Annotated in this window: 17 protein-coding genes and 1 tRNA gene; 3 read left to right on the top strand and 15 right to left on the bottom strand. The window is 58.7% G+C overall.

Features of this window, described 5'->3' with window-relative positions; all coding sequences use genetic code 11:
• Positions 1-151 precede the first annotated feature (151 nt).
• Entirely contained in the window at positions 152-1,027 is an 876-nt protein-coding gene (gene yghU, locus OLX72_RS05965; protein WP_433990038.1) for a glutathione-dependent disulfide-bond oxidoreductase, read from the top strand.
• A 39-nt stretch (positions 1,028-1,066) separates the two neighbouring features.
• Here the strand turns inward: yghU and OLX72_RS05960 are convergent, their stop codons facing one another.
• The 5 genes from OLX72_RS05960 to OLX72_RS05940 are packed head-to-tail and all read right to left on the bottom strand — an operon-like array spanning position 1,067 to position 7,404.
• Positions 1,067-2,518 carry an aldehyde dehydrogenase family protein gene (locus tag OLX72_RS05960; RefSeq protein ID WP_433990037.1) on the bottom strand — a complete coding sequence of 484 codons (1,452 nt, stop codon included), beginning with the start codon at positions 2,516-2,518 and terminating at the stop codon, positions 1,067-1,069.
• Positions 2,518-4,125, bottom strand: a complete 1,608-nt coding sequence (locus OLX72_RS05955) for an ABC transporter ATP-binding protein (protein WP_433990036.1) — start codon at positions 4,123-4,125, stop codon at positions 2,518-2,520. The genes OLX72_RS05960 and OLX72_RS05955 overlap by 1 nt, the downstream gene beginning before the upstream one ends.
• Positions 4,122-4,943 (bottom strand): ABC transporter permease, encoded by an 822-nt coding sequence (locus tag OLX72_RS05950; protein WP_433990035.1) that lies wholly within the window; start codon positions 4,941-4,943, stop codon positions 4,122-4,124. Before OLX72_RS05950 ends, OLX72_RS05955 begins: the two co-directional genes overlap by 4 nt.
• The gene (locus tag OLX72_RS05945; RefSeq protein ID WP_433990034.1) at positions 4,940-5,887 is read right to left on the bottom strand and encodes an ABC transporter permease; all 948 of its coding nucleotides are present in this window, start codon (positions 5,885-5,887) and stop codon (positions 4,940-4,942) included. Before OLX72_RS05945 ends, OLX72_RS05950 begins: the two co-directional genes overlap by 4 nt.
• A gap of 41 nt (positions 5,888-5,928) precedes the next feature.
• Positions 5,929-7,404 carry an ABC transporter substrate-binding protein gene (locus tag OLX72_RS05940; protein ID WP_114868508.1) on the bottom strand — a complete coding sequence of 492 codons (1,476 nt, stop codon included), beginning with the start codon at positions 7,402-7,404 and terminating at the stop codon, positions 5,929-5,931.
• 170 nt (positions 7,405-7,574) lie between these two features.
• Between OLX72_RS05940 and panB the strand changes: the two genes are divergently transcribed.
• Positions 7,575-8,414 (top strand): 3-methyl-2-oxobutanoate hydroxymethyltransferase, encoded by an 840-nt coding sequence (gene panB / locus OLX72_RS05935; protein WP_433990033.1) that lies wholly within the window; start codon positions 7,575-7,577, stop codon positions 8,412-8,414.
• The gene (gene panC / locus OLX72_RS05930; RefSeq protein WP_114868510.1) at positions 8,411-9,265 is read left to right on the top strand and encodes a pantoate--beta-alanine ligase; all 855 of its coding nucleotides are present in this window, start codon (positions 8,411-8,413) and stop codon (positions 9,263-9,265) included. Before panB ends, panC begins: the two co-directional genes overlap by 4 nt.
• 3 nt (positions 9,266-9,268) lie before the next feature.
• Here panC and OLX72_RS05925 read toward each other — a convergent pair whose 3' ends face one another.
• The 10 genes from OLX72_RS05925 to OLX72_RS05880 all read right to left on the bottom strand — a co-directional run bounded on the left by OLX72_RS05925 (position 9,269) and on the right by OLX72_RS05880 (position 18,269).
• Entirely contained in the window at positions 9,269-10,552 is a 1,284-nt protein-coding gene (locus OLX72_RS05925; protein ID WP_433990032.1) for an acetylornithine deacetylase/succinyl-diaminopimelate desuccinylase family protein, read from the bottom strand.
• A gap of 95 nt (positions 10,553-10,647) precedes the next feature.
• Positions 10,648-11,808, bottom strand: coding sequence for a CaiB/BaiF CoA transferase family protein (locus tag OLX72_RS05920; RefSeq protein ID WP_433990031.1), 1,161 nt, complete (start codon positions 11,806-11,808; stop codon positions 10,648-10,650).
• Between the two features lie 29 nt (positions 11,809-11,837).
• Positions 11,838-11,914, bottom strand: a tRNA-Pro gene (locus tag OLX72_RS05915).
• 98 nt (positions 11,915-12,012) lie between these two features.
• Positions 12,013-13,122: a 3-isopropylmalate dehydrogenase gene (leuB, locus tag OLX72_RS05910; RefSeq protein WP_433990030.1), complete on the bottom strand. Its 1,110-nt coding sequence runs from the start codon at positions 13,120-13,122 to the stop codon at positions 12,013-12,015.
• 108 nt (positions 13,123-13,230) lie between these two features.
• A complete protein-coding gene (locus tag OLX72_RS05905) occupies positions 13,231-14,286 on the bottom strand; it encodes an endonuclease/exonuclease/phosphatase family protein (protein WP_433990029.1) in 1,056 nt (351 codons plus the stop codon).
• A 20-nt stretch (positions 14,287-14,306) separates the two neighbouring features.
• Positions 14,307-15,140, bottom strand: coding sequence for a hypothetical protein (locus OLX72_RS05900; RefSeq protein WP_162797865.1), 834 nt, complete (start codon positions 15,138-15,140; stop codon positions 14,307-14,309).
• A gap of 324 nt (positions 15,141-15,464) precedes the next feature.
• The gene (gene leuD, locus OLX72_RS05895; RefSeq protein WP_114868515.1) at positions 15,465-16,070 is read right to left on the bottom strand and encodes a 3-isopropylmalate dehydratase small subunit; all 606 of its coding nucleotides are present in this window, start codon (positions 16,068-16,070) and stop codon (positions 15,465-15,467) included.
• 48 nt (positions 16,071-16,118) lie between these two features.
• The gene (locus OLX72_RS05890) at positions 16,119-16,673 is read right to left on the bottom strand and encodes an HdeD family acid-resistance protein (RefSeq protein WP_114868516.1); all 555 of its coding nucleotides are present in this window, start codon (positions 16,671-16,673) and stop codon (positions 16,119-16,121) included.
• 37 nt (positions 16,674-16,710) lie between these two features.
• Positions 16,711-18,114 carry a 3-isopropylmalate dehydratase large subunit gene (leuC, locus tag OLX72_RS05885; protein ID WP_433990028.1) on the bottom strand — a complete coding sequence of 468 codons (1,404 nt, stop codon included), beginning with the start codon at positions 18,112-18,114 and terminating at the stop codon, positions 16,711-16,713.
• A gap of 53 nt (positions 18,115-18,167) precedes the next feature.
• Complete coding sequence (locus OLX72_RS05880; protein WP_205389014.1) at positions 18,168-18,269, bottom strand: isopropylmalate isomerase; 102 nt, start codon at positions 18,267-18,269, stop codon at positions 18,168-18,170.
• Positions 18,270-18,357: the final 88 nt, after the last annotated feature.

The raw sequence follows: 18,357 nt of genomic DNA, 5'->3' as shown, positions 1-18,357 counted from the left end.
TCAGTCGGGCCAAGGATGCCGCCATTTGCGGGCGCGGGGCAAGCGGATAAGCGCACCCGTTCTGTAACAGAGGTCGCCAGCTTGTGTTTTGCATGCGCCGTGCAGATACGTTACGCGTCGCATCCTGCAAGACATGACCGGAGAGCACTCTATGACCCAACCACCCGAATACACCCCACCCAAAGTGTGGAAATGGGACAGCGAAAGCGGCGGCAAATTCGCCAGTATCAACCGCCCCATCGCCGGGCCAACGCATGACAAGGAACTGCCTGTCGGGCGTCATCCCTTGCAGTTGTATTCCTTGGCGACACCGAACGGCGTGAAAGTGACCGTGTTGCTGGAAGAATTGCTGGCGCCGGGCAAAACAGGCGCGGAATACGATGCGCATCTGATCGACATCGGCGAGGGCGACCAGTTCGGCAGTGGGTTTGTTGCGGTTAATCCGAATTCCAAAATTCCGGCACTTTTGGATCACAGTACAACACCGCCCACACGCGTTTTCGAATCAGGGGCAATCCTGCTGCATCTGGCGGAAAAATTTGGTGCCTTCATGCCATCCGATCCGGCAGATCGCGCCGAATGCCTATCGTGGCTGTTCTGGCAAATGGGAAGCGCGCCGTATCTGGGTGGCGGATTCGGCCATTTCTACGCCTATGCGCCTTACAAGATGGAATACCCGATCAACCGGTTCACGATGGAGGTCAAACGTCAGCTTGATGTGCTGGACCGCAGGCTGGCGGACAATGCCTACCTGTGCGGAGAAGAGTACACGATCGCCGATATTGCAATCTGGCCGTGGTATGGATCACTGGTTCTGAACCGCGTGTACGAGGCTGCGGAATTCATTGATGCAAAGAGCTACAAGAACGTTATGCGCTGGGCCAATCTGATCGATGCCCGCCCCGCCGTGCAGCGCGGCCGAATGGTGAACAAGACGTGGGGGCCGCTGGATCAGCAACTGCACGAGCGCCACGAGGCAAGCGATTTCGACACAAAAACCCAAGACAAACTGCGACCCGCGGATTGAACCGGGATCGGTGCGTGGCGTGATCTGCCGCGCACCGTTTTATCCGTGATAGGCCGCCACTGTTTTCAGTTGCGAAAACCCGTAAAGCGCCTCGAACCCCTTTTCACGACCATGCCCTGATTTGCCGACACCGCCGAACGGCAGTTCAACCCCGCCCCCTGCACCATAATTGTTGATGAACACCTGTCCCGAACGGATCGCCTTGGCCAGCCGCATCTGGCGCGCGCCGTTGCCTGTCCAGATGCTGGCGACCAGTCCGTAATCGGTGCTGTTGGCGATACGGATGGCATCTTCTTCCGTGTCAAACGGGATGATCACCTGTACCGGCCCGAATATTTCATCGCGTGCCAGCGGATGATCGGCAGGGACGCCGGCAAAGAGGGTCGGCAAAACATACGCACCCGTATTGACAGCCTCGTCACCCAATACACCCTGTGCCGCGACTTCCAGATCGGCCCCTTTGCCCAAAAATCCTTGTATGATGTCTTTCTGGCGTTGCGAAATGACGGGCCCGACACGCAGGTCGCTTAACGCAGGCCCGACTGTCAGCGCGCCATAAGCCTCTGACATACGGTGCCGTATGTTATCATAAACATCACGCTGAACCAATATGCGCGAAGATGCGGAACAGGTTTGCCCCGCATTCTGGATGCCCGCATTCACCAGAAAGGGTAGGGCCGCATCCAGATCGGCATCGTCGAACACAAGCTGGGGGGATTTCCCGCCAAGCTCCAATGTGACCGGAACAACATTGCGCCCCGCCGCTTGCTGAACCAGCGCGCCGGTTGCGACCGATCCGGTAAAGCTGACGTGCTGCACACCGGGATGCGCTGTCAGGGCGGCACCCGCCTCTGCCCCGATACCGGGCACCACGTTCAACGCCCCGTCCGGCAGCCCCGCATCCTGTGCGATATGGGCAAAGGCCAGCGCGGTCAGGCATGCCTCTTCCGCCGGTTTCAAAACGGCCGCGTTGCCCATCGCCAGCGCGGCGCCGACAGAGCGCCCGATAATCTGCATCGGATAATTCCAGGGCACGATATGGCCCGTCACCCCGTGCGGTTCGCGCAGGGTGTAAACGGTGTAACCCTCCAGATACGGGATGGTCTGGCCATGTACCTTGTCCGCTGCACCGCCGTAGAATTCCAGATAGCGGGCCAGCGCCACTGCATCGGCGCGCGCCTGTGTCAGCGGCTTACCGACATCCTGTGCTTCCAGCAGCGCCAGATCATCAACCCGCTCCAGAACCAGCTGGCCCATCCTTGTCAGAATCCGGCCACGCTCCAGCGCGCTCATCCTGCCCCAATCGCCTTGCAACGCGTTTTGGGCCGCCCCCACAGCAGCATCGATATCTGCCGCCTCGCCACGTGCGATGTTACACAGTACCGATCCATCCGAAGGGTTGATCAGCGCAAGTGTCCGCCCACCGACAGGGGCACACCATGATCCCCCGATCAGGCAGAGTTCGGGATCAAACCAAAGACCTTGGGGCATCAGACAGGTTCCTTTTTCAGGGCATTCAGGTCGGGCAGTCGGGGCGCTGCCGCAATCAGCGACTGGGTATAGGGATGTTGCGGATTTGAAAAGACGGACGCGGTATCCCCCTGTTCGACGATTTCACCCGCTTTCATAACAAGCACCCTGTCAGTAATGTTGCGTACGACACCCAGATCGTGGCTGATGAACATATAGCTCAGCGGATAGACTTCACACAGTGCGGCCAGCAGATCAAGGATCTGCGCCCTGACAGAAACATCCAGCGCCGAAACGGCCTCGTCAAACAGAATAAGATCGGGGCGGATGATCAGCGCGCGGGCGATTGCGATGCGCTGGCGTTGCCCGCCAGAGAATTCGTGGATGTATTTGTCGGAGTCTTCCGGGCGTAACCTGACCGCGGTTAATGCTTCGTCCACAGCATTTTGGCGTTCCTTGCCGCGTGGCGGGTTTTCCAACAGATGAAAAGGTTCGGTGATCAACCTTTCAACGCGGTGGCGCGGGTTGAAGCTGCCGTAAGGATCCTGAAACACGACCTGCATGCGCCGCCGCACATCAGAATTGGGGTTATTGCCGGAAAACACAGGCATTCCATTCAGCAAAATCCGCCCTTCTTGCACATTTTCCAGCCCAAGGATCGCCCGCGTAAGGGTGGATTTACCGCATCCGCTTTCGCCGACCAGCCCAAGGCGTTCGCCTTTGTGCAGAGTGAAACTCACAGAATTCACTGCACGAAACACAGCCGGAGCGGCGAACAACCGCACACGTGGTAACGGATAATCGCGGCTGACCCGCTCTACCGTCAGCAACGGTTCAGGGGTGGGGGCAGTCGGCAGAACTACGTGATGACCGGACGCTTCAAACAGCATTCTGGTATAGGGATGCTGCATATTGGTTAGTAAGTAGTGGGTGTCGCCCTGTTCGACGATGCGGCCCTGACGCATCACGACGATCTTGTCCGCGATGTCGGCCACCACCGCCAGGTCATGGGTGATTAGCAGCAACCCCATGCCGAATTCATCCACCAGTTCGCGCAGCAGTGTCAGAATTTGCGCCTGCGTGGTGACATCCAGCGCGGTGGTGGGTTCATCCGCAATCAGCAGTCTGGGGCGCAATGCAATGGCCATCGCAATCACGACGCGCTGCCGTTGTCCGCCGCTTAACTCGTGCGGATAGCGTGACAGCGGAAACCGATCTTCGGGCAGCCCGACACGATCCAGCATTACGCGTGCCCGCTGTCCGGCCTGTGCGCGGGGCATCGCGCCATGGATCAGAATGGTTTCCATCACCTGATCACCGATGGTTTTCACCGGGTTCAGCGCGGTCATCGGCTCCTGAAACACCATGCCGATGTCATTGCCGCGCAATGCGCATAACTCCGGCTCACTGACTGTTAACAGATCGCGCTGGTTCAGCAGGATTTGGCCGGAGCATTTAGTGCCTTGCGGCAGCAACTGAAGTACTGCCAGCGCAGTCATCGATTTACCCGACCCGCTTTCGCCGGTGATGGCCACGATCTGCCCGGCATCAACACGCAGGTCGATATCATGAAGAATCGGCAGGTTGTGAATGCTGGCCGACAGGTTTGATATGTTCAGCAAAGTCATGACAGCGCCACCCGAATGTGCGGGTCGAGGGTATCGCGCAGCCCGTCGCCCATCAGGTTCAGCCCCAGCACCGTCAGAATGATCGCGCCACCCGGTACGAGCGCCAGATGTGGTGCAAAACTGATCATGGTTTGCGCATCGGCCAGCATCCGCCCCCAACTGGGTGTCGGGGGCTGTGCCCCCAGACCGACATAAGACAGCGCCGCCTCGGCCAGAATCCCCAAGCTGAACTGGATCGTGGATTGCACGATCAAAAGGTTCAGGATGTTGGGCAGGATATGTTCAAATGAAATGCGCGCCGTCGATTTGCCGGCAACCCGCGCCGCCAGAATGAACTCGCGCTCCCACAGCGACAGCGCCGCCCCGCGACTGACACGCGCAAAAACGGGGATATTGAAAATCCCGATAGCGATAATGGCGTTGATGGCGCCCGGCCCGAACACAGCGGTGATCAGAATTGCAATTACCAAGCTGGGAAAGGCAAAGACCAGATCGTTGCCGCGCATGATCACCTCGTCCAGCAACCCGCCTTTGGACGCGGCAGCCAGCAACCCCAGCGGAATGCCTGCTGCCATGCCAATGCCAACGGCCACCAGCGCAACCGCGATCGACGTGCGCGCACCCACCATGATCATCGAAAACACATCACGCCCGAAATGATCGGTGCCGAACCAGTGCGCGGCATCCGGCGCCTTCAGCTTGTTGGCGATTTCAAGCGCGGTGACGTCATAGGGCGTCCAGATAAAGGAGATTAAGGCGGCCAGTGCGAACACAGCCGACAAGGCTGCGCCCACTATCAGGTTTCGGGAACGCATCATGTTCGCGACCTCAGCCGCGGATCGACTGCCGCATAAGCCAGATCAACCAGAAAATTGACCACGATCACCGTGAACACCAGCAACATGACAACGCTTTCCACCACAATCAGGTCGCGCTGGGAAATCGACTGGAACACAAGTCGCCCCAGTCCGGGCAGGAAGAAAACCTGTTCGATGATGATCGCGCCCGCCAGCAGGAACGAAAACTGCAAGCCGATGATCGTCAGCACCGGGATAAGCGCATTGCGCAATGCATGCCGCCACAAAGCCTGTCTTTGGCTTAGGCCCTTGGCACGCGCTGTACGCATGAAATCCTGCGAAATCGTATCCAGCAGGGACGATCGCATGACCCGCGCCAGAATTGCGGCCTGTGGTAATGCCAGTGCGATCGCGGGCAGGGTCAGCGCCTTTAATCCAGTAAACACACCCTGATCCCAGCCCGGAAAACCGCCCGCCGAAAACCAGCGCAACTGGATGGCAAAGATCAGGACCAATATCATGGCAAACCAGAAATTCGGGATGGCAACACCCAGTTGCGTGGCCCCCATCACCGCCATATCACCCGGTCTGCCCCGGCGCGCGGCTGCGTAAATGCCCGCTGGAAACGCGATGAGGGTGGACAGTGTCAGTACATAAATCGCCAGCGGCAGCGACACCCACAACCGGTCGCCGATCATGTCGGCGACGGGGGTGCGATAGGTATAGGATGTCCCGAAATCGCCACGCAACATGCCGCCGGTCCATTCCAGATAGCGCTGGAATTTGGGCGCATCCAGCCCAAGCTCTGTGCGCAGGGCCGCGACTGTGTCGGGCTGTGCATTCAGGCCCAGCATAAACGCCGCCGGATCGCCGGGCGCCACTTCGATGACGGCGAATATGACGATGCTGGCCACTGTCAGGCTCAGACACAGGGACAGCAGGCGTTTGAGGCAATAGCGCAGCATGATCAAACGCTAGCCTTGGTTTCTGTGCGGGTCCAGTGCGCCTAGTCTGCCCAGCTTACCGCTGTCAGGTCGGTGGCTTGTGTCGGAGCGTTGGCCCACAAACCCTGCACTCCGGCCTTGGCCACAGTCAGTTGCGCTAGCTGGAACAGATAGCCGTTCACATGATCCGCCGCGATCCTGCGTTGCGCATCCTGCATCAGGGCCATGCGTTTTTCAGGGTCTGTGGTGCGGTTCAGCTCTGCCATGACCGCCTGAAAATCTGTGCTGTCATATTGAAAGTAATAGTCCGGATTGGCGTATATCCCGATATCCATCGGTTCCGTATGGCTGACAATTGTCAGCCCGAAATCCTTGCCGCGAAACACCGTTTCCAGCCACTGCGCCCATTCGACATTGATGATCTGCGCCCTGATCCCGACCTGCGCCAATTGTGCTGCGATAATTTCACCGCCGCGTCGCGCATAAGACGGGGGCGGCAAATGCAATGTGGTTTCAAAACCGTCGGTAAAACCGGCCTCGGCCAGCAGCGCGCGGGCCTGATCGGGGTCATATGCGCTGTCCGCGGTCAGATCGACATAGGCGGGATGATGCGGCGCGAAATGGGTGCCGATCGGCGTGCCATAGCCAAACATCGCCCCGTCGATAATGGCCTGCCGGTCAATTGCATGCGACAGGGCGGCACGCACTTGCGGATTATCAAATGGCGGCGTCTTGTTGTTCGTGGACAGGATGGTTTCCCCTTCTGTCGATCCGACCAGAACCTGAAACCGCGGATCGGCTTCGAACTGAGGCAGGTTTTCGGGTGCGGGAAACCCGGTGAACACATCCACATCTTCGGCCATCATGGCGGCAAAGGCGGCTGTTGGATCACTGATGAACTTGAAGGTTGCAGTTTCCAGCAGGGCGGGCGTGCCCCAGTAATCGGGATTGCGGGCGATATCGATCTTGTCCCCCTGCACCCAGTTCACGAACTTGAAGGCACCGGTGCCAACTGGGGCGGTCTTGATGGTTTCAATGCTTTCGGGTGCGACGATCACGGCATCGCCCCAAGCAAGGTTGAACAGCATGCTGCCGTTGGGTTCACCCAGTGACAGTTGCACCGTCAAAGGATCCAGAACCGTGACATCCCTGATGCCTGCATAAAGCGCCTTTTGCGCATTTGTACTGTCTTCGGCGCGTGCACGATCCAGCGAGAATTTTACATCTTCCGCGTCCATCACAGTGCCATCATGGAACGTCACGCCATCCCGTAGCTTGAATGTATAAGTCAAACCGTCTTCTGAAATCTCCCAGCTTTCCGCCAGACCGGGCACCACAGACCCGTCTGCCATAAAACGGGTCAACCCCTCGAACACATTCGAATAAAGAACGGAATCAATCGCCCCCGCCGCCGCGCTTGTCGGGTCCAGATGGGGCGGTTCCAGTTGCATTGCCACAGTGATATTTGTCTGGGCCTGCGCACCGAAACCCGCAGCCAGAAAGACAGCGGCAGCCAGACTTGTTCTTGTTATCGACATTTGTGTTCTCCCGTCCGATGGAACGGCGCAACAGGATGTGGCCCGATCCCTGTGCGAACTCTTCCAACAAAAACGCAGGCAATCAAGGCTGTTGCCGTGCCCTTTACGCTAGATTTTCGTGCACTGCGTTGGTATTTCCCGCACAAAGCTGGTCGGGAAAGGGCCTGAAGATGAGCGCGACCGCGAAAAAAAAGGCCCTGATGCCGCAGGATATCCGTGCCCGAAAAGGTGGCGTTCCGATTGTCAGTCTGACGGCATACACCACCCCGATGGCACAAATGATGGATGCGCATTGTGATTTTGTGCTGGTCGGTGACAGCGTCGGCATGGTGTTGCACGGATTGCCGTCAACGCTGGGCGTCACCATGGACATGATGATCCTGCACGGGCAGGCTGTCGCGCGCGGATTGTCTCGTGCAATGATGGTGATCGACATGCCATTCGGCAGTTACGAACAATCCCCACAGCAGGGTTTTGCCAACGCTGCGCGTCTGATGGCAGAAACCGGTGCCGGCGCGGTCAAGCTTGAGGGTGGGCGCCACATGGCCGATACCATCGCCTTTCTGGTGGCGCGCGGTATTCCGGTGATGGCCCATATTGGCCTGACCCCCCAGTCGATCAATACGCTGGGCGGGTATACGGTACAGGGCCGTGATGCCGGCGCGCAGGCGGTTACAGAGGATGCAAAAGCCGTGGCGCAAGCAGGCGCTTTTGCTGTCGTTCTGGAAAAGGTGCCGGAAAAGCTGGCCGATGTCATCACCGCGCAGGTTGATATTCCAACAATCGGAATCGGGGCATCCGCAGGCTGTGACGGGCAAATACTGGTCGTGGACGACATGCTGGGCCTGTTCACGGCGTTCAAGGCGAAATTTGTGAAACGCTACGCCGATCTGGGCGATGCTGCCGAAGCGGCGATAGCGCAATACGCCAAAGAGGTCCGCGCCCGCAGCTTTCCGGCTGCCGAGCATGTGTTTGCCAATACATCACCCGCACAAAAGGACAGGAAATGACCACGCCGATCCTGCGTACCCTGACCGAACTGCGTGCAGCTACGGCCCGGTGGCGCCGCGCCGGTGAAACCATTGGCGTTGTGCCTACAATGGGCGCGCTGCATGACGGCCACCTGAGCCTGGTGGCCGCCGCCAAGAAAACCTGTGACAGGGTCATAGTCACGATTTTTGTAAACCCCAAGCAGTTCAACGCAGCGTCCGATCTGGACAATTATCCCCGTACCGAAGTGGAAGACGCGCGCAAACTGGAACGTTTTCAGGTGGACGCATTGTATGTGCCAAGCGTTGACCAGATTTACCCCGAAGGGTTCGTTACCAATGTATCGGTGGGCGGGATGACAGATGTGCTGTGCGGCGCGCATCGTGCGGGGCATTTCGACGGTGTCGCCACGGTCGTGACCAAGCTGTTTCTGCAAAGCTCGGCGGATCGGGCGTTCTTTGGCGAAAAGGACTATCAGCAACTGCAGGTCGTGCGCCGTCTGGCCCGTGATCTGGACATTCCGGTCGAGGTGGTGGGATGCCCGACAATCCGGGAGGTGGACGGGTTGGCCATGTCGTCGCGCAATCTGCTGCTGTCGGACCGTGCCCGCGTCAAGGCGGCGCGCCTGCACGAGGTGATGATGAATGTCGCCGAACACCTTGCCCGCGGCGACGCGTTCGCGCCGCTTCAAGCAGATGCGATAGAACGATTGAACAAGGCCGACTTTGGCGAGATTGACTATTTCGAACTTCGGCGCTGTGACAATCTCGGCCTGTTGACCCACGCAACCGCGCCTGCGCGCCTGTTTGCGGCCGCGTGGCTGGCGGGTGTGCGTCTGATCGACAATATCGATGTTCCCGTCGCGCGCTGAGCGCTATCGCACCAACAGACTAACCAGACTGTGTGCCATCACCTTGGCGCTGTCGATCATGTCATCGACCCCAATGTATTCGTCGGGTTTGTGCGCCAGTTCCAGAATCCCGGGACCATAGGCAATGCAGTTCTTCAGCTTGCCGATCCGGTCGATATGCTTTTGATCATAGGTGCCGGGGCTGGCCACATACTCTGGCATTTTGCCCATCACATCGTGAATCGCAGCGGCAACGGTTGCCACGACCGGCGCGTCGCGGTCTGTCATTGATGGCAGAACCGAATTCAGCTCGGTCAGCTCAAAATCGAAATCGGCGCGCGTGGCCCGCAATCCCTCCAGCAGGGCAGTAACCTCGGCACGAACCTGATCCAGCGGTTCTTCGACCAGAAACCGCCGATCGATCACGATGCGGCAACTGTCGGGCACGCAATGGGCGGGCAATCCGGTAAAATCCGCGTCCTGTTCCTTTTGCCCGCCGTGAATGGAATTGATGTTCATGGTCGACTGGCGCGCACCATCGGGCACCACAGGCATTTCGGTACGCCGCGACGCCATCGCCGGAAAAAGTTTGTCTTCGAATTCACGCAGAACCGCCCCCATGTGCCGCACCGCGCAATCGCCCAGAAACGGCATGGAGCCATGCGCTATCTCGCCCTTGGTTTCAATTTCAGCCCACCAGCCACCGCGATGCCCCAGACAGATGCGATCCTTGTTCAGTGGTTCGGGGATGATCACGTGCTGCACCCGGTCGGGGTTGAAAAAACCCTGTTCCGCCAGATAGGCGACACCTCCGTACCCGCCTGATTCTTCGTCCGCCGTGCCTGAAATCTCGATCGCGCCGCAAAAATCGGTGTGCAGTTCCAGAAACGCTTCGGCTGCGATTATGGACGCGGCCAGCCCGCCTTTCATGTCACAGGCACCACGCCCGTAAATCCTGCCATCAACCAGATCACCGCCGAACGGGTCCATGCTCCAGCCGTGGCCGACTTCGACCACGTCTGTATGACTGTTGAAATGCACACACTCGCCCTGTTGCGTGCCATCGCGCCGCGCAACGATGTTCCAGCGCGGATAGCGGGTGCTGTCACCGGGTGTGCCGGAGGCGCGGATCAGTTGGATTTCAAAGCCCGATGCAGACAATCGCCTGTCGAGATAATCGCAGATCGCGCGATAGTTTTCACCCGGTGGATTGAGCGTCGGGATGCGGATCAGATCCTGCGTCAGCGCGATCAGGTCATCGCGCCTGGCGTCAATCCGATCGAACAGGGAAGGGCGGGGGTCAGGCATGCGGCCAGTGTTGGTCAGGCGGGCGCATATGGCAAGCGCTTTGGCATATCTGCCAGTGTCGGTATTTGAGTATTTCCGGACAAATGAAGGGTCAGTCAGGACCAGTGCGCCAGAACCACGTTCACGCTGGTCTGTCCGGCATCGCCATGTGTGGGCGGATCGGCGGGGGTGGCCGAAAAACGCGGCGCCGGACCCGGTTGCAGAATGCCATCGGTATCGACAAAGGTGGCGCGCGCGACGTTGTGGGGATGGTTCGGTGCCGCGTTCATCGACAGGACAGGGGCGCAACAGGCATCAACCCGTTCCAGAATGTCACGCCATGCGTCGCGCGGCTTTGTCAGGAAGATGCGGGCCAGTTCAGCCTGCATCGGGCCTTGTGCGTCCGGGGCATACTGATCCGCAAACAAAGGATTTCCGGCGCAACCCAGATGCTCCAGCAGAATCGCGAAAAACTGCGGTTCAATCGGGCCAAGCGCGACATAGCCACCATCCTGCGTTTCGTAACACCGGTAGTAGGCCGCGCCGCCGTTCAACACATTGCCGCCCCGTTTGGTATCATCCCACAATCCCGCCGCCTTGAGACCGTATTGCAGAACCATCATCAGCGCGGCCCCGTCCGACATACAGGCATCAACGACCTGCCCCCGCCCGGTGCTGCGCGCATGGAGAACGGCTGCCAGAACTCCGGACAGCAGCATCAAGCCACCGCCAGCCAGATCGGCGATGATATTCTGTGGCGGGGGTGGCGGCAGCCCTTCGGGCCCGATCGACCAGAGCGCGCCCGAAATGGCCATATAGGTCAGATCGTGCCCCGCGCGATCAGCGAGCGGGCCATCCTGGCCCCATCCGGTCATGCGCCCGTAAACCAGTGCCGGATTGCGTAACTGCATCGCGTCTGGCCCCAGATCCAGCCGTTCCATCACGCCGGGGCGGAACCCTTCTATCAGAACCTCGGCCCGTTCGATCAACGCGCAGGCGCTGGCATGATCGTCCGGCGCGCGCAGATCCAGCGTTACGGTTTGGCGCGAACGATCATACAGATTGTGTTTCTGCGCCATTCCGAACAGCGGCTTTTGCCCCGGTCGCGCGATCCGCACTACCTGCGCGCCCATATCCGCCAGCATCATGCACGCAAACGGGGCAGGCCCAAGCCCTACCATTTCCACCACGCGCAGCCCTTTCAACGGGCCGTTCCGATCCAGCATGTGCGCCCCCTGTTTCAGACAGTAATGATCCGGCCCGCGCGGCAGGGTCAAGTATTGGACCTGTGCGATGAGAAGAAATCTGGTCGGGCTGAGAGGATTCGAACCTCCGACCCCCTGCTCCCGAAGCAGGTGCGCTACCAGGCTGCGCTACAGCCCGACCGTGGCGCCGCACATAAGACAGGGCGCGATGTTTGGCAAGATATCAATCACGCCGGCGGTGCGTATCCGTGCATCTCCAGCGTGATTTCAAAACGCTCACAGGCTGGCGTCAAGTGCCGCCAGAATCGCATCGCCCATTTCTGTTGTGCTGGCCGGTTTCGCATCGGTATCGGCCTGCATCAGATCGGCGGTGCGTACACCTTGTGCCAGAACGCTTTCAATGGCGGATTCCAGGCGGCTGGCCTCGTCCCCCTGATCAAAGGAATACCGCAAAGCCATGGCAAAGCTGAGGATACATGCGATCGGGTTGGCCAGCTCCTTGCCGGTGATGTCGGGTGCGGACCCGTGCACCGGTTCGTAAAGCGCCTTGGGCCGCCCATTGGCCATCGGTGCCCCGAGCGAGGCAGAGGGCAACATGCCAAGGCTGCCGGTCAGCATGGCGGCCGTATCGGACAGGATATCGCCGAACAGATTGTCGGTCAGGATCACGTCGAATTGCTTGGGCCAGCGGCACAGTTGCATCGCGCCGGCGTCAGCGTACATGTGGCTCAGTTCGACATCGCTGTAATCCTTGGCATGGACTTCGGTCACAACGTCGCGCCAGAGAATGCCGCTTTCCATCACGTTTGCCTTTTCCATCGAACAGACCTTGTTCGACCGCCGGCGCGCCAGTTCGAAAGCCGAACGTGCAACGCGGTCGATCTCGGACTCGGTATAGCGCTGGGTGTTGATGCCGACGCGTTCATTGCCTTCCTTGAAGATGCCGCGCGGCTCTCCGAAATAGACGCCTGACGTCAGTTCGCGCACGATCATGATATCCAGCCCGGCGACAACATCGCGTTTCAGCGACGAAAAATCGGCCAGAGCATCAAAGCACTGGGCCGGGCGCAGGTTGGAAAACAGATCCATTTCCTTGCGCAACCGCAACAGTCCGCGCTCGGGCTTTACGCTGAAATCCAGCGCGTCATATTTCGGCCCGCCAACCGCGCCCAACAGAACCGCATCCACCTCTTGCGCACGCGCCATCGTGTCGTCATGCAGCGGGGTGCCGTGCGCATCATATGCTGCGCCACCCACAAGATCTTCGCTGACGTCGAATTTCAGGCCACGCTTGTCGCCGTACCAGTCGATCACGCGGGCAACCTGTGCCATGACTTCGGGGCCGATACCGTCACCGGCGAGGATAAGAAGGGAAGGGTTTGTCATCTGTTTGGCGTCCTTGTCCGAGTTCACCGCCGGACCTATCGCCGTTCCTTGAAAGGGTCAAGAATGGCAGACGCTGGTAGGCGGACGCAGGGGCATCGACTGCCGGGATCAATCCAGTGAAAGATCAACCCAGACGATGCGGTGGCGGCTGGCTGTTGCTACGGATTGCGCCAGTGCGTGCGATGGCAGAGGCCAGAACACGCCGGCATCAAAAACCGTCCAATCGGACGAGGGCAGAACATAATCAACCCGCAGGTTTCCGGGATCGGGATCGTCCCAGTCGGCTGTATCAAGGGCAGGATCACCCGCATGATCCGCATTCGCCAGCATCCGTCCGCCTGCGCCTGCGGGTTGCGGATCCTGAAACCGGGGATCATTCAATAGCCCGCGCATTGCAATGTGGCGCCCGTCGCTGTCCAGCGGATCAAGATTGGCATTGCCCATCAGAACAAACCGCGCCGTTGCGGGCAGGCCAAAAGCACCTTCCAGATAATGCTGCCAGAATTTGATTTCGTCATGGTTGCGGCGGCCGTTCCGGTCTTCTGGCCCGTCAAATACCGGCGGCGCGGCGTGAAAGGCCAGAATGGTCAGGCTCTGCCCGTCGGGCAGCGTGAACGGCACAACCCAATACCCGGAGGACGACAGCCGTTGCAGCGCCTGCGCCTCGGCGCTGGGAAACGCGGTGCCGTCTATTGTGGGTAACATTGCATCTGGCAGGTCACGCCACAGAACATCGGAATAATCCTTTACACCGTTCATCTGTACCGGAAGCCGCGACAGGATCGCCATGCCACCTGCGCCCGAAAAATCGCCAAATCCCTGCGCGTCGCCCGGCCCGCCGGTAAGGCCATCACCATCCATATCCAGACCGGTCTGTATTCCGCGATCGGGTCGCAGCGCAAAACGAACGGGATAGGGCGCACCTGCCCGGGCCACGGTATCGGCAAAGGCGTTCAGCGCCAGCAAGTCCAGATCGTAATCAATGCCCTGCAACAGAATGATATCGGCGTCGATATGCACGATGACCTTTGCAGCGGCGGCGATTTGCGGGTCATCGCCGCGCAGGATGTCGCGAAGCAGCAAGCCCGGACCGTCACGGCCCAGTTCGGTGTTGAATGTGGCCACACGCAGCGGATCCGCATGGATCGGCAAAGAGGCGGCCATCAGACAGGCCGCACCTAAAATCAGGCGGGCTGCATGTCTTCCGCATCGGCGTAAGCACGACGACGTTTTTCCTGGATCATTTCGGCGACCCGTCCCATCGCGATGCCGCGCATGATCATACTTGCAGGAAGAAAGGCCCATGCGGTCATTGTCCAGATCAGGGTTTGCGGGCTTTCCAACGTGATCGGATCAATCAGATCAGACGCCGCCTTGACCACAGCAGGAATAAGGAATGGCAGCAAAAAGCCAAGCGCGATGTTCACGCGACTGTCGCGCTGCAGCCTTTGCAGGACGTCGCCGCCAGCAGTCGGATCGAACAGCGGAAGGTTGATCCAGACGTTGAACGCGCCATTGCGTGCAGGCCAGCCAAGGATACGGACAAGCACCAGAAACAGGGTCATCGCGATCAGAGAAATCAGATAGGCCAGACCGGCGGCGGTGCGCACCGACGCAATGACCGCTTCGGGCGCGTCAGAGGGCAGCATCAATACAACCAGACGCACCGGCGAATAGGGAAAATCGATGGCGTTGCCCAGTATCGTTCCGATGGATGTCAGCGCATTAGTCATCGCCGTCGGGTCAGTTTTGCCTTTGCTGATCACAGTCAGGCAGAATACCGTCACAAACAGGGTCACAAAGCGCAGCCGGTTAAACGGCGGCGCATCGCGGAATTCGACAATGCTGGGAAAGGTTGAGTTGTACTCTACAAAAGTCAGCCCCGCAGCCAGGATCGCGAATAAGGCGATCATCTGCGTTGCATCTGCGGCAACATACGGCAACATCAGCGCTGGCGTTGCAATCACCAAAGCAACAAGAACCGCGCGCATGATTGCGCCTGTTAGTCGTGCTATCAATGTCCGAACCCCTCAAACTGGAAAGGCCGAGTGCTTGTTTGCACCTCGTTTCCACCTTGATTGCGCCAATTGTGGCGACCTGCCTCATTTTTGCCCAATTTTTGCCTTCTTTCGCCACAGTCCTCAAGTCGTGGTTAAAAAGACATAATATTTACGGCGAATTCACGGAGGAACTGGTGCGACTTTGCATCATTAATGGTGCAAAAATAAGGCGATAGACAACATCTTGTGGTTGAGCCGCAACCACATACAAGCATTGTTCAAAAAAGTGAATAAATGTGGGTCCGGGCCGCTTTTTGTTGACGTTCAGCGGCCCGGACGATTCTAGACCCAGGGGCGCTGGGTGCTGGCCTGTGCCTCGAACGTGTCGATGGCGGCGGCCTTGGCCAGTGTCAGGCCGATATCATCCAGACCTTCCATCAGGCAGTGTTTCTTGAAGGCATCCACTTCGAAATGGAACACCTCGCCGTCGGACGTGGTGACAGTCTGCGCTTGCAGATCAATGTCCATCCGCGCGTTTGCACCTTTTTCGGCGTCTTTCATCAGAACATCCACCTGCTCTTGCGGCAGGGCGATGGGCAGAATGCCGTTCTTGAAGCAATTGTTGTAAAAGATATCTGCAAAGCTGGGCGCAATAACACAGCGGATGCCGAAATCCTTGATGGCCCATGGCGCATGTTCGCGCGAAGAACCGCAACCGAAATTATCGCCCGCCACCAGAATCTCCGCCTCGCGATATTGCGGTTTGTTCAGTACAAAATCTGCAATTTCGCCGCCATTGTCGTCATAGCGCATTTCATCAAACAGGTTTACGCCCAGGCCGGACCGTTTGATGGTTTTCAGAAACTGTTTCGGGATGATCATATCGGTGTCGATATTGATCAGCGGCATTGGCGCTGCAATGCCCGTCAGGGTGGTGAATTTGTCCATTTATGTGTCTCCGTCAGGGGGCGGGCGAACCACGCCCCCCTGTTTGGGTTACTTGGTGAACCGCTGTTCCAGCTTGTCCCGCACTGCGCCCTTGGCGGTGCGCAAAAAGAATGCAAGCGCGATCAGGCTGGCACCGTTCATCAGCAATTCGATTCCCAGCAAAATGCCCAGAAGGCTAAGTGCAAGAGCCGAGAAATTGGCGAAGACATATCCAGCCAGCAGAACGGAAATTCCGCCGGATATCAGCATCATCCAGAAGAATGGCGTTTCACGCATCTGAAATGCGGTGATCAGACGCGACACACCGCTTGCCCCGAACAGAATGCCAACCAGCAGGGCCAGCGAAATAACGCCTTCCAGAGGATGGAACAGCAACGAGCCGCCCAGCAGGATCATGAGCACGCCCAGTGCGATGCCCAGAACCTTGGCCATCGTGCCTTCTTCGGACAGGCCGGCCCAGATCTGGAAGCCACCGGACAAGACGAACATGATGCCGGCCAGCGTTGTCACGGCGATAGAAGCAGCCACAGGATTGGCCAGTACAAAGATACCGAAGGCAACCGAAATGATCCCGAGGATCAGCCATTTAACCCAAATTTTCATAGCGTCGTTCCTTTTTGAATGTTTTGATACTGCATCATTACATCAACTCTCGCACATCTGTCAGCCGTCCTGTGATGGCGGCGGCGGCGGCCATGGCGGGTGACATCAGATGCGTCCGTCCTCCGCGCCCCTGACGGCCTTCGAAATTGCGGTTGGATGTCGCCGCACAGCGTTCGCCGGGTGACAATTGATCCGGGTTCATCGCCAGACACATGGAACATCCCGCAAGGCGCCATTCAAAGCCGGCCTCTTTGAAGATATCCGCCAGCCCTTCTTCTTCGGCCTGGGCGCGCACAAGGCCCGATCCGGGAACAACCATGGCCCGCAGACCGTCTTTGATTTTCTTTCCCTTCAGAATCGCGGCAGCGGCGCGCAGATCTTCGATACGGCCATTGGTACACGACCCGATAAACACGGTATCAATCGCGACCTCGGACAGGGGGGTTCCCGCTGTCAGGCCCATATATTCCAACGAACGTTCAACCGCGCCGACCTTACCGCCCTTGAAATCAGACGGCGAGGGAACGGATGCGGTGATGGGCAGCACGTCTTCGGGCGATGTGCCCCACGTGACAAGGGGGGCGATATCTTCGCCCTTGATGGTCAAAACCTTGTCCCAATGGGCGTCATCGTCCGAATACAGGGTTTTCCACCATGCCAGCGCGGCTTCCCACTGGGCACCTTTCGGGGCGTGCGGGCGTCCCATGCAGTAATCAAATGTCTTTTGATCCGGTGCGATCAGTCCGGCACGCGCGCCGCCTTCGATCGCCATGTTGCAGACCGTCATTCGGCCTTCCATGCTCAGGCCGCGGATCGCCTCGCCGCAATATTCGATCACATACCCGGTGCCGCCAGCCGTTCCGGTGGCCCCGATCACAGCCATTGTGATGTCCTTGGCCGTCACACCCGAGCGCAGTTCGCCGGTGATTTCAACCTTCATGTTCTTGGATTTCTTCTGGATCAGGGTTTGCGTGGCCAGAACATGTTCAACCTCGGATGTGCCGATGCCATGGGCCAGCGCACCAAACGCGCCATGCGTCGCGGTGTGGCTGTCGCCGCACACCACTGTCATACCGGGCAACGTCCATCCCTGTTCCGGCCCGACAATGTGCACAATGCCCTGCCGGATATCGGAAACCGGATAATAATGAATTCCGAAATCCTTGGCGTTCTTGTCCAGAGCCTCGACCTGAATTTTGCTTTCAGGGTTTTCGATGCCTTTGGCACGGTCAAGCGTCGTGGGCACATTGTGATCGGGCACGGCAATGGTCTTGTCCGGCGCGCGAACAGTACGTCCTGCCATACGCAGCCCTTCAAAGGCCTGCGGGCTGGTTACTTCGTGAACCAGATGGCGGTCTATATACAGCAGGCAGGTGCCGTCATCAGCTTCGTGGGCCAGATGCGCATCCCAGATTTTATCGTAAAGTGTCTTGGGGGACATGGGTCCTCTCCCGTATCAAATCATGCAAAGGGTGGTGTCGAAACGAAGCGCGCTCAGGCCCGCGCCCAAACCGTGCGGGTCGCCCCGAAAAAGCGTTCGCGCAGGCGCGCGCGGTCATCCAGATCGAATACCAGTGTCATATCGTTCAGATACATCCGTCGCCCCATTCTATCAAGGGCCGCGTGCCCCTTGTTTTCTGTGCAATGGATGCCAAATAGTGCAATTCGAGCAAGAGCAGGAAGC

It is taken from the genome of Sulfitobacter sp. TBRI5 (assembly GCF_051013555.1).
GTDB lineage: Bacteria > Pseudomonadota > Alphaproteobacteria > Rhodobacterales > Rhodobacteraceae > JL08.
This window is presented reverse-complemented; position numbering and strand designations above follow the sequence as displayed.

Coding starts and splice junctions, on each gene's coding strand:
- yghU (WP_433990038.1), top strand. CDS start 152: ATGACCCAACCACCCGAATACACCCCACCCAAAGTGTGGAAATGGGAC.
- OLX72_RS05960 (WP_433990037.1), bottom strand. CDS start 2,518: ATGCCCCAAGGTCTTTGGTTTGATCCCGAACTCTGCCTGATCGGGGGA.
- OLX72_RS05955 (WP_433990036.1), bottom strand. CDS start 4,125: ATGACTTTGCTGAACATATCAAACCTGTCGGCCAGCATTCACAACCTG.
- OLX72_RS05950 (WP_433990035.1), bottom strand. CDS start 4,943: ATGATGCGTTCCCGAAACCTGATAGTGGGCGCAGCCTTGTCGGCTGTG.
- OLX72_RS05945 (WP_433990034.1), bottom strand. CDS start 5,887: ATGCTGCGCTATTGCCTCAAACGCCTGCTGTCCCTGTGTCTGAGCCTG.
- OLX72_RS05940 (WP_114868508.1), bottom strand. CDS start 7,404: ATGTCGATAACAAGAACAAGTCTGGCTGCCGCTGTCTTTCTGGCTGCG.
- panB (WP_433990033.1), top strand. CDS start 7,575: ATGAGCGCGACCGCGAAAAAAAAGGCCCTGATGCCGCAGGATATCCGT.
- panC (WP_114868510.1), top strand. CDS start 8,411: ATGACCACGCCGATCCTGCGTACCCTGACCGAACTGCGTGCAGCTACG.
- OLX72_RS05925 (WP_433990032.1), bottom strand. CDS start 10,552: ATGCCTGACCCCCGCCCTTCCCTGTTCGATCGGATTGACGCCAGGCGC.
- leuB (WP_433990030.1), bottom strand. CDS start 13,122: ATGACAAACCCTTCCCTTCTTATCCTCGCCGGTGACGGTATCGGCCCC.
- OLX72_RS05905 (WP_433990029.1), bottom strand. CDS start 14,286: ATGGCCGCCTCTTTGCCGATCCATGCGGATCCGCTGCGTGTGGCCACA.
- leuD (WP_114868515.1), bottom strand. CDS start 16,070: ATGGACAAATTCACCACCCTGACGGGCATTGCAGCGCCAATGCCGCTG.
- OLX72_RS05890 (WP_114868516.1), bottom strand. CDS start 16,673: ATGAAAATTTGGGTTAAATGGCTGATCCTCGGGATCATTTCGGTTGCC.
- leuC (WP_433990028.1), bottom strand. CDS start 18,114: ATGTCCCCCAAGACACTTTACGATAAAATCTGGGATGCGCATCTGGCC.
- OLX72_RS05880 (WP_205389014.1), bottom strand. CDS start 18,269: ATGTATCTGAACGATATGACACTGGTATTCGATCTGGATGACCGCGCG.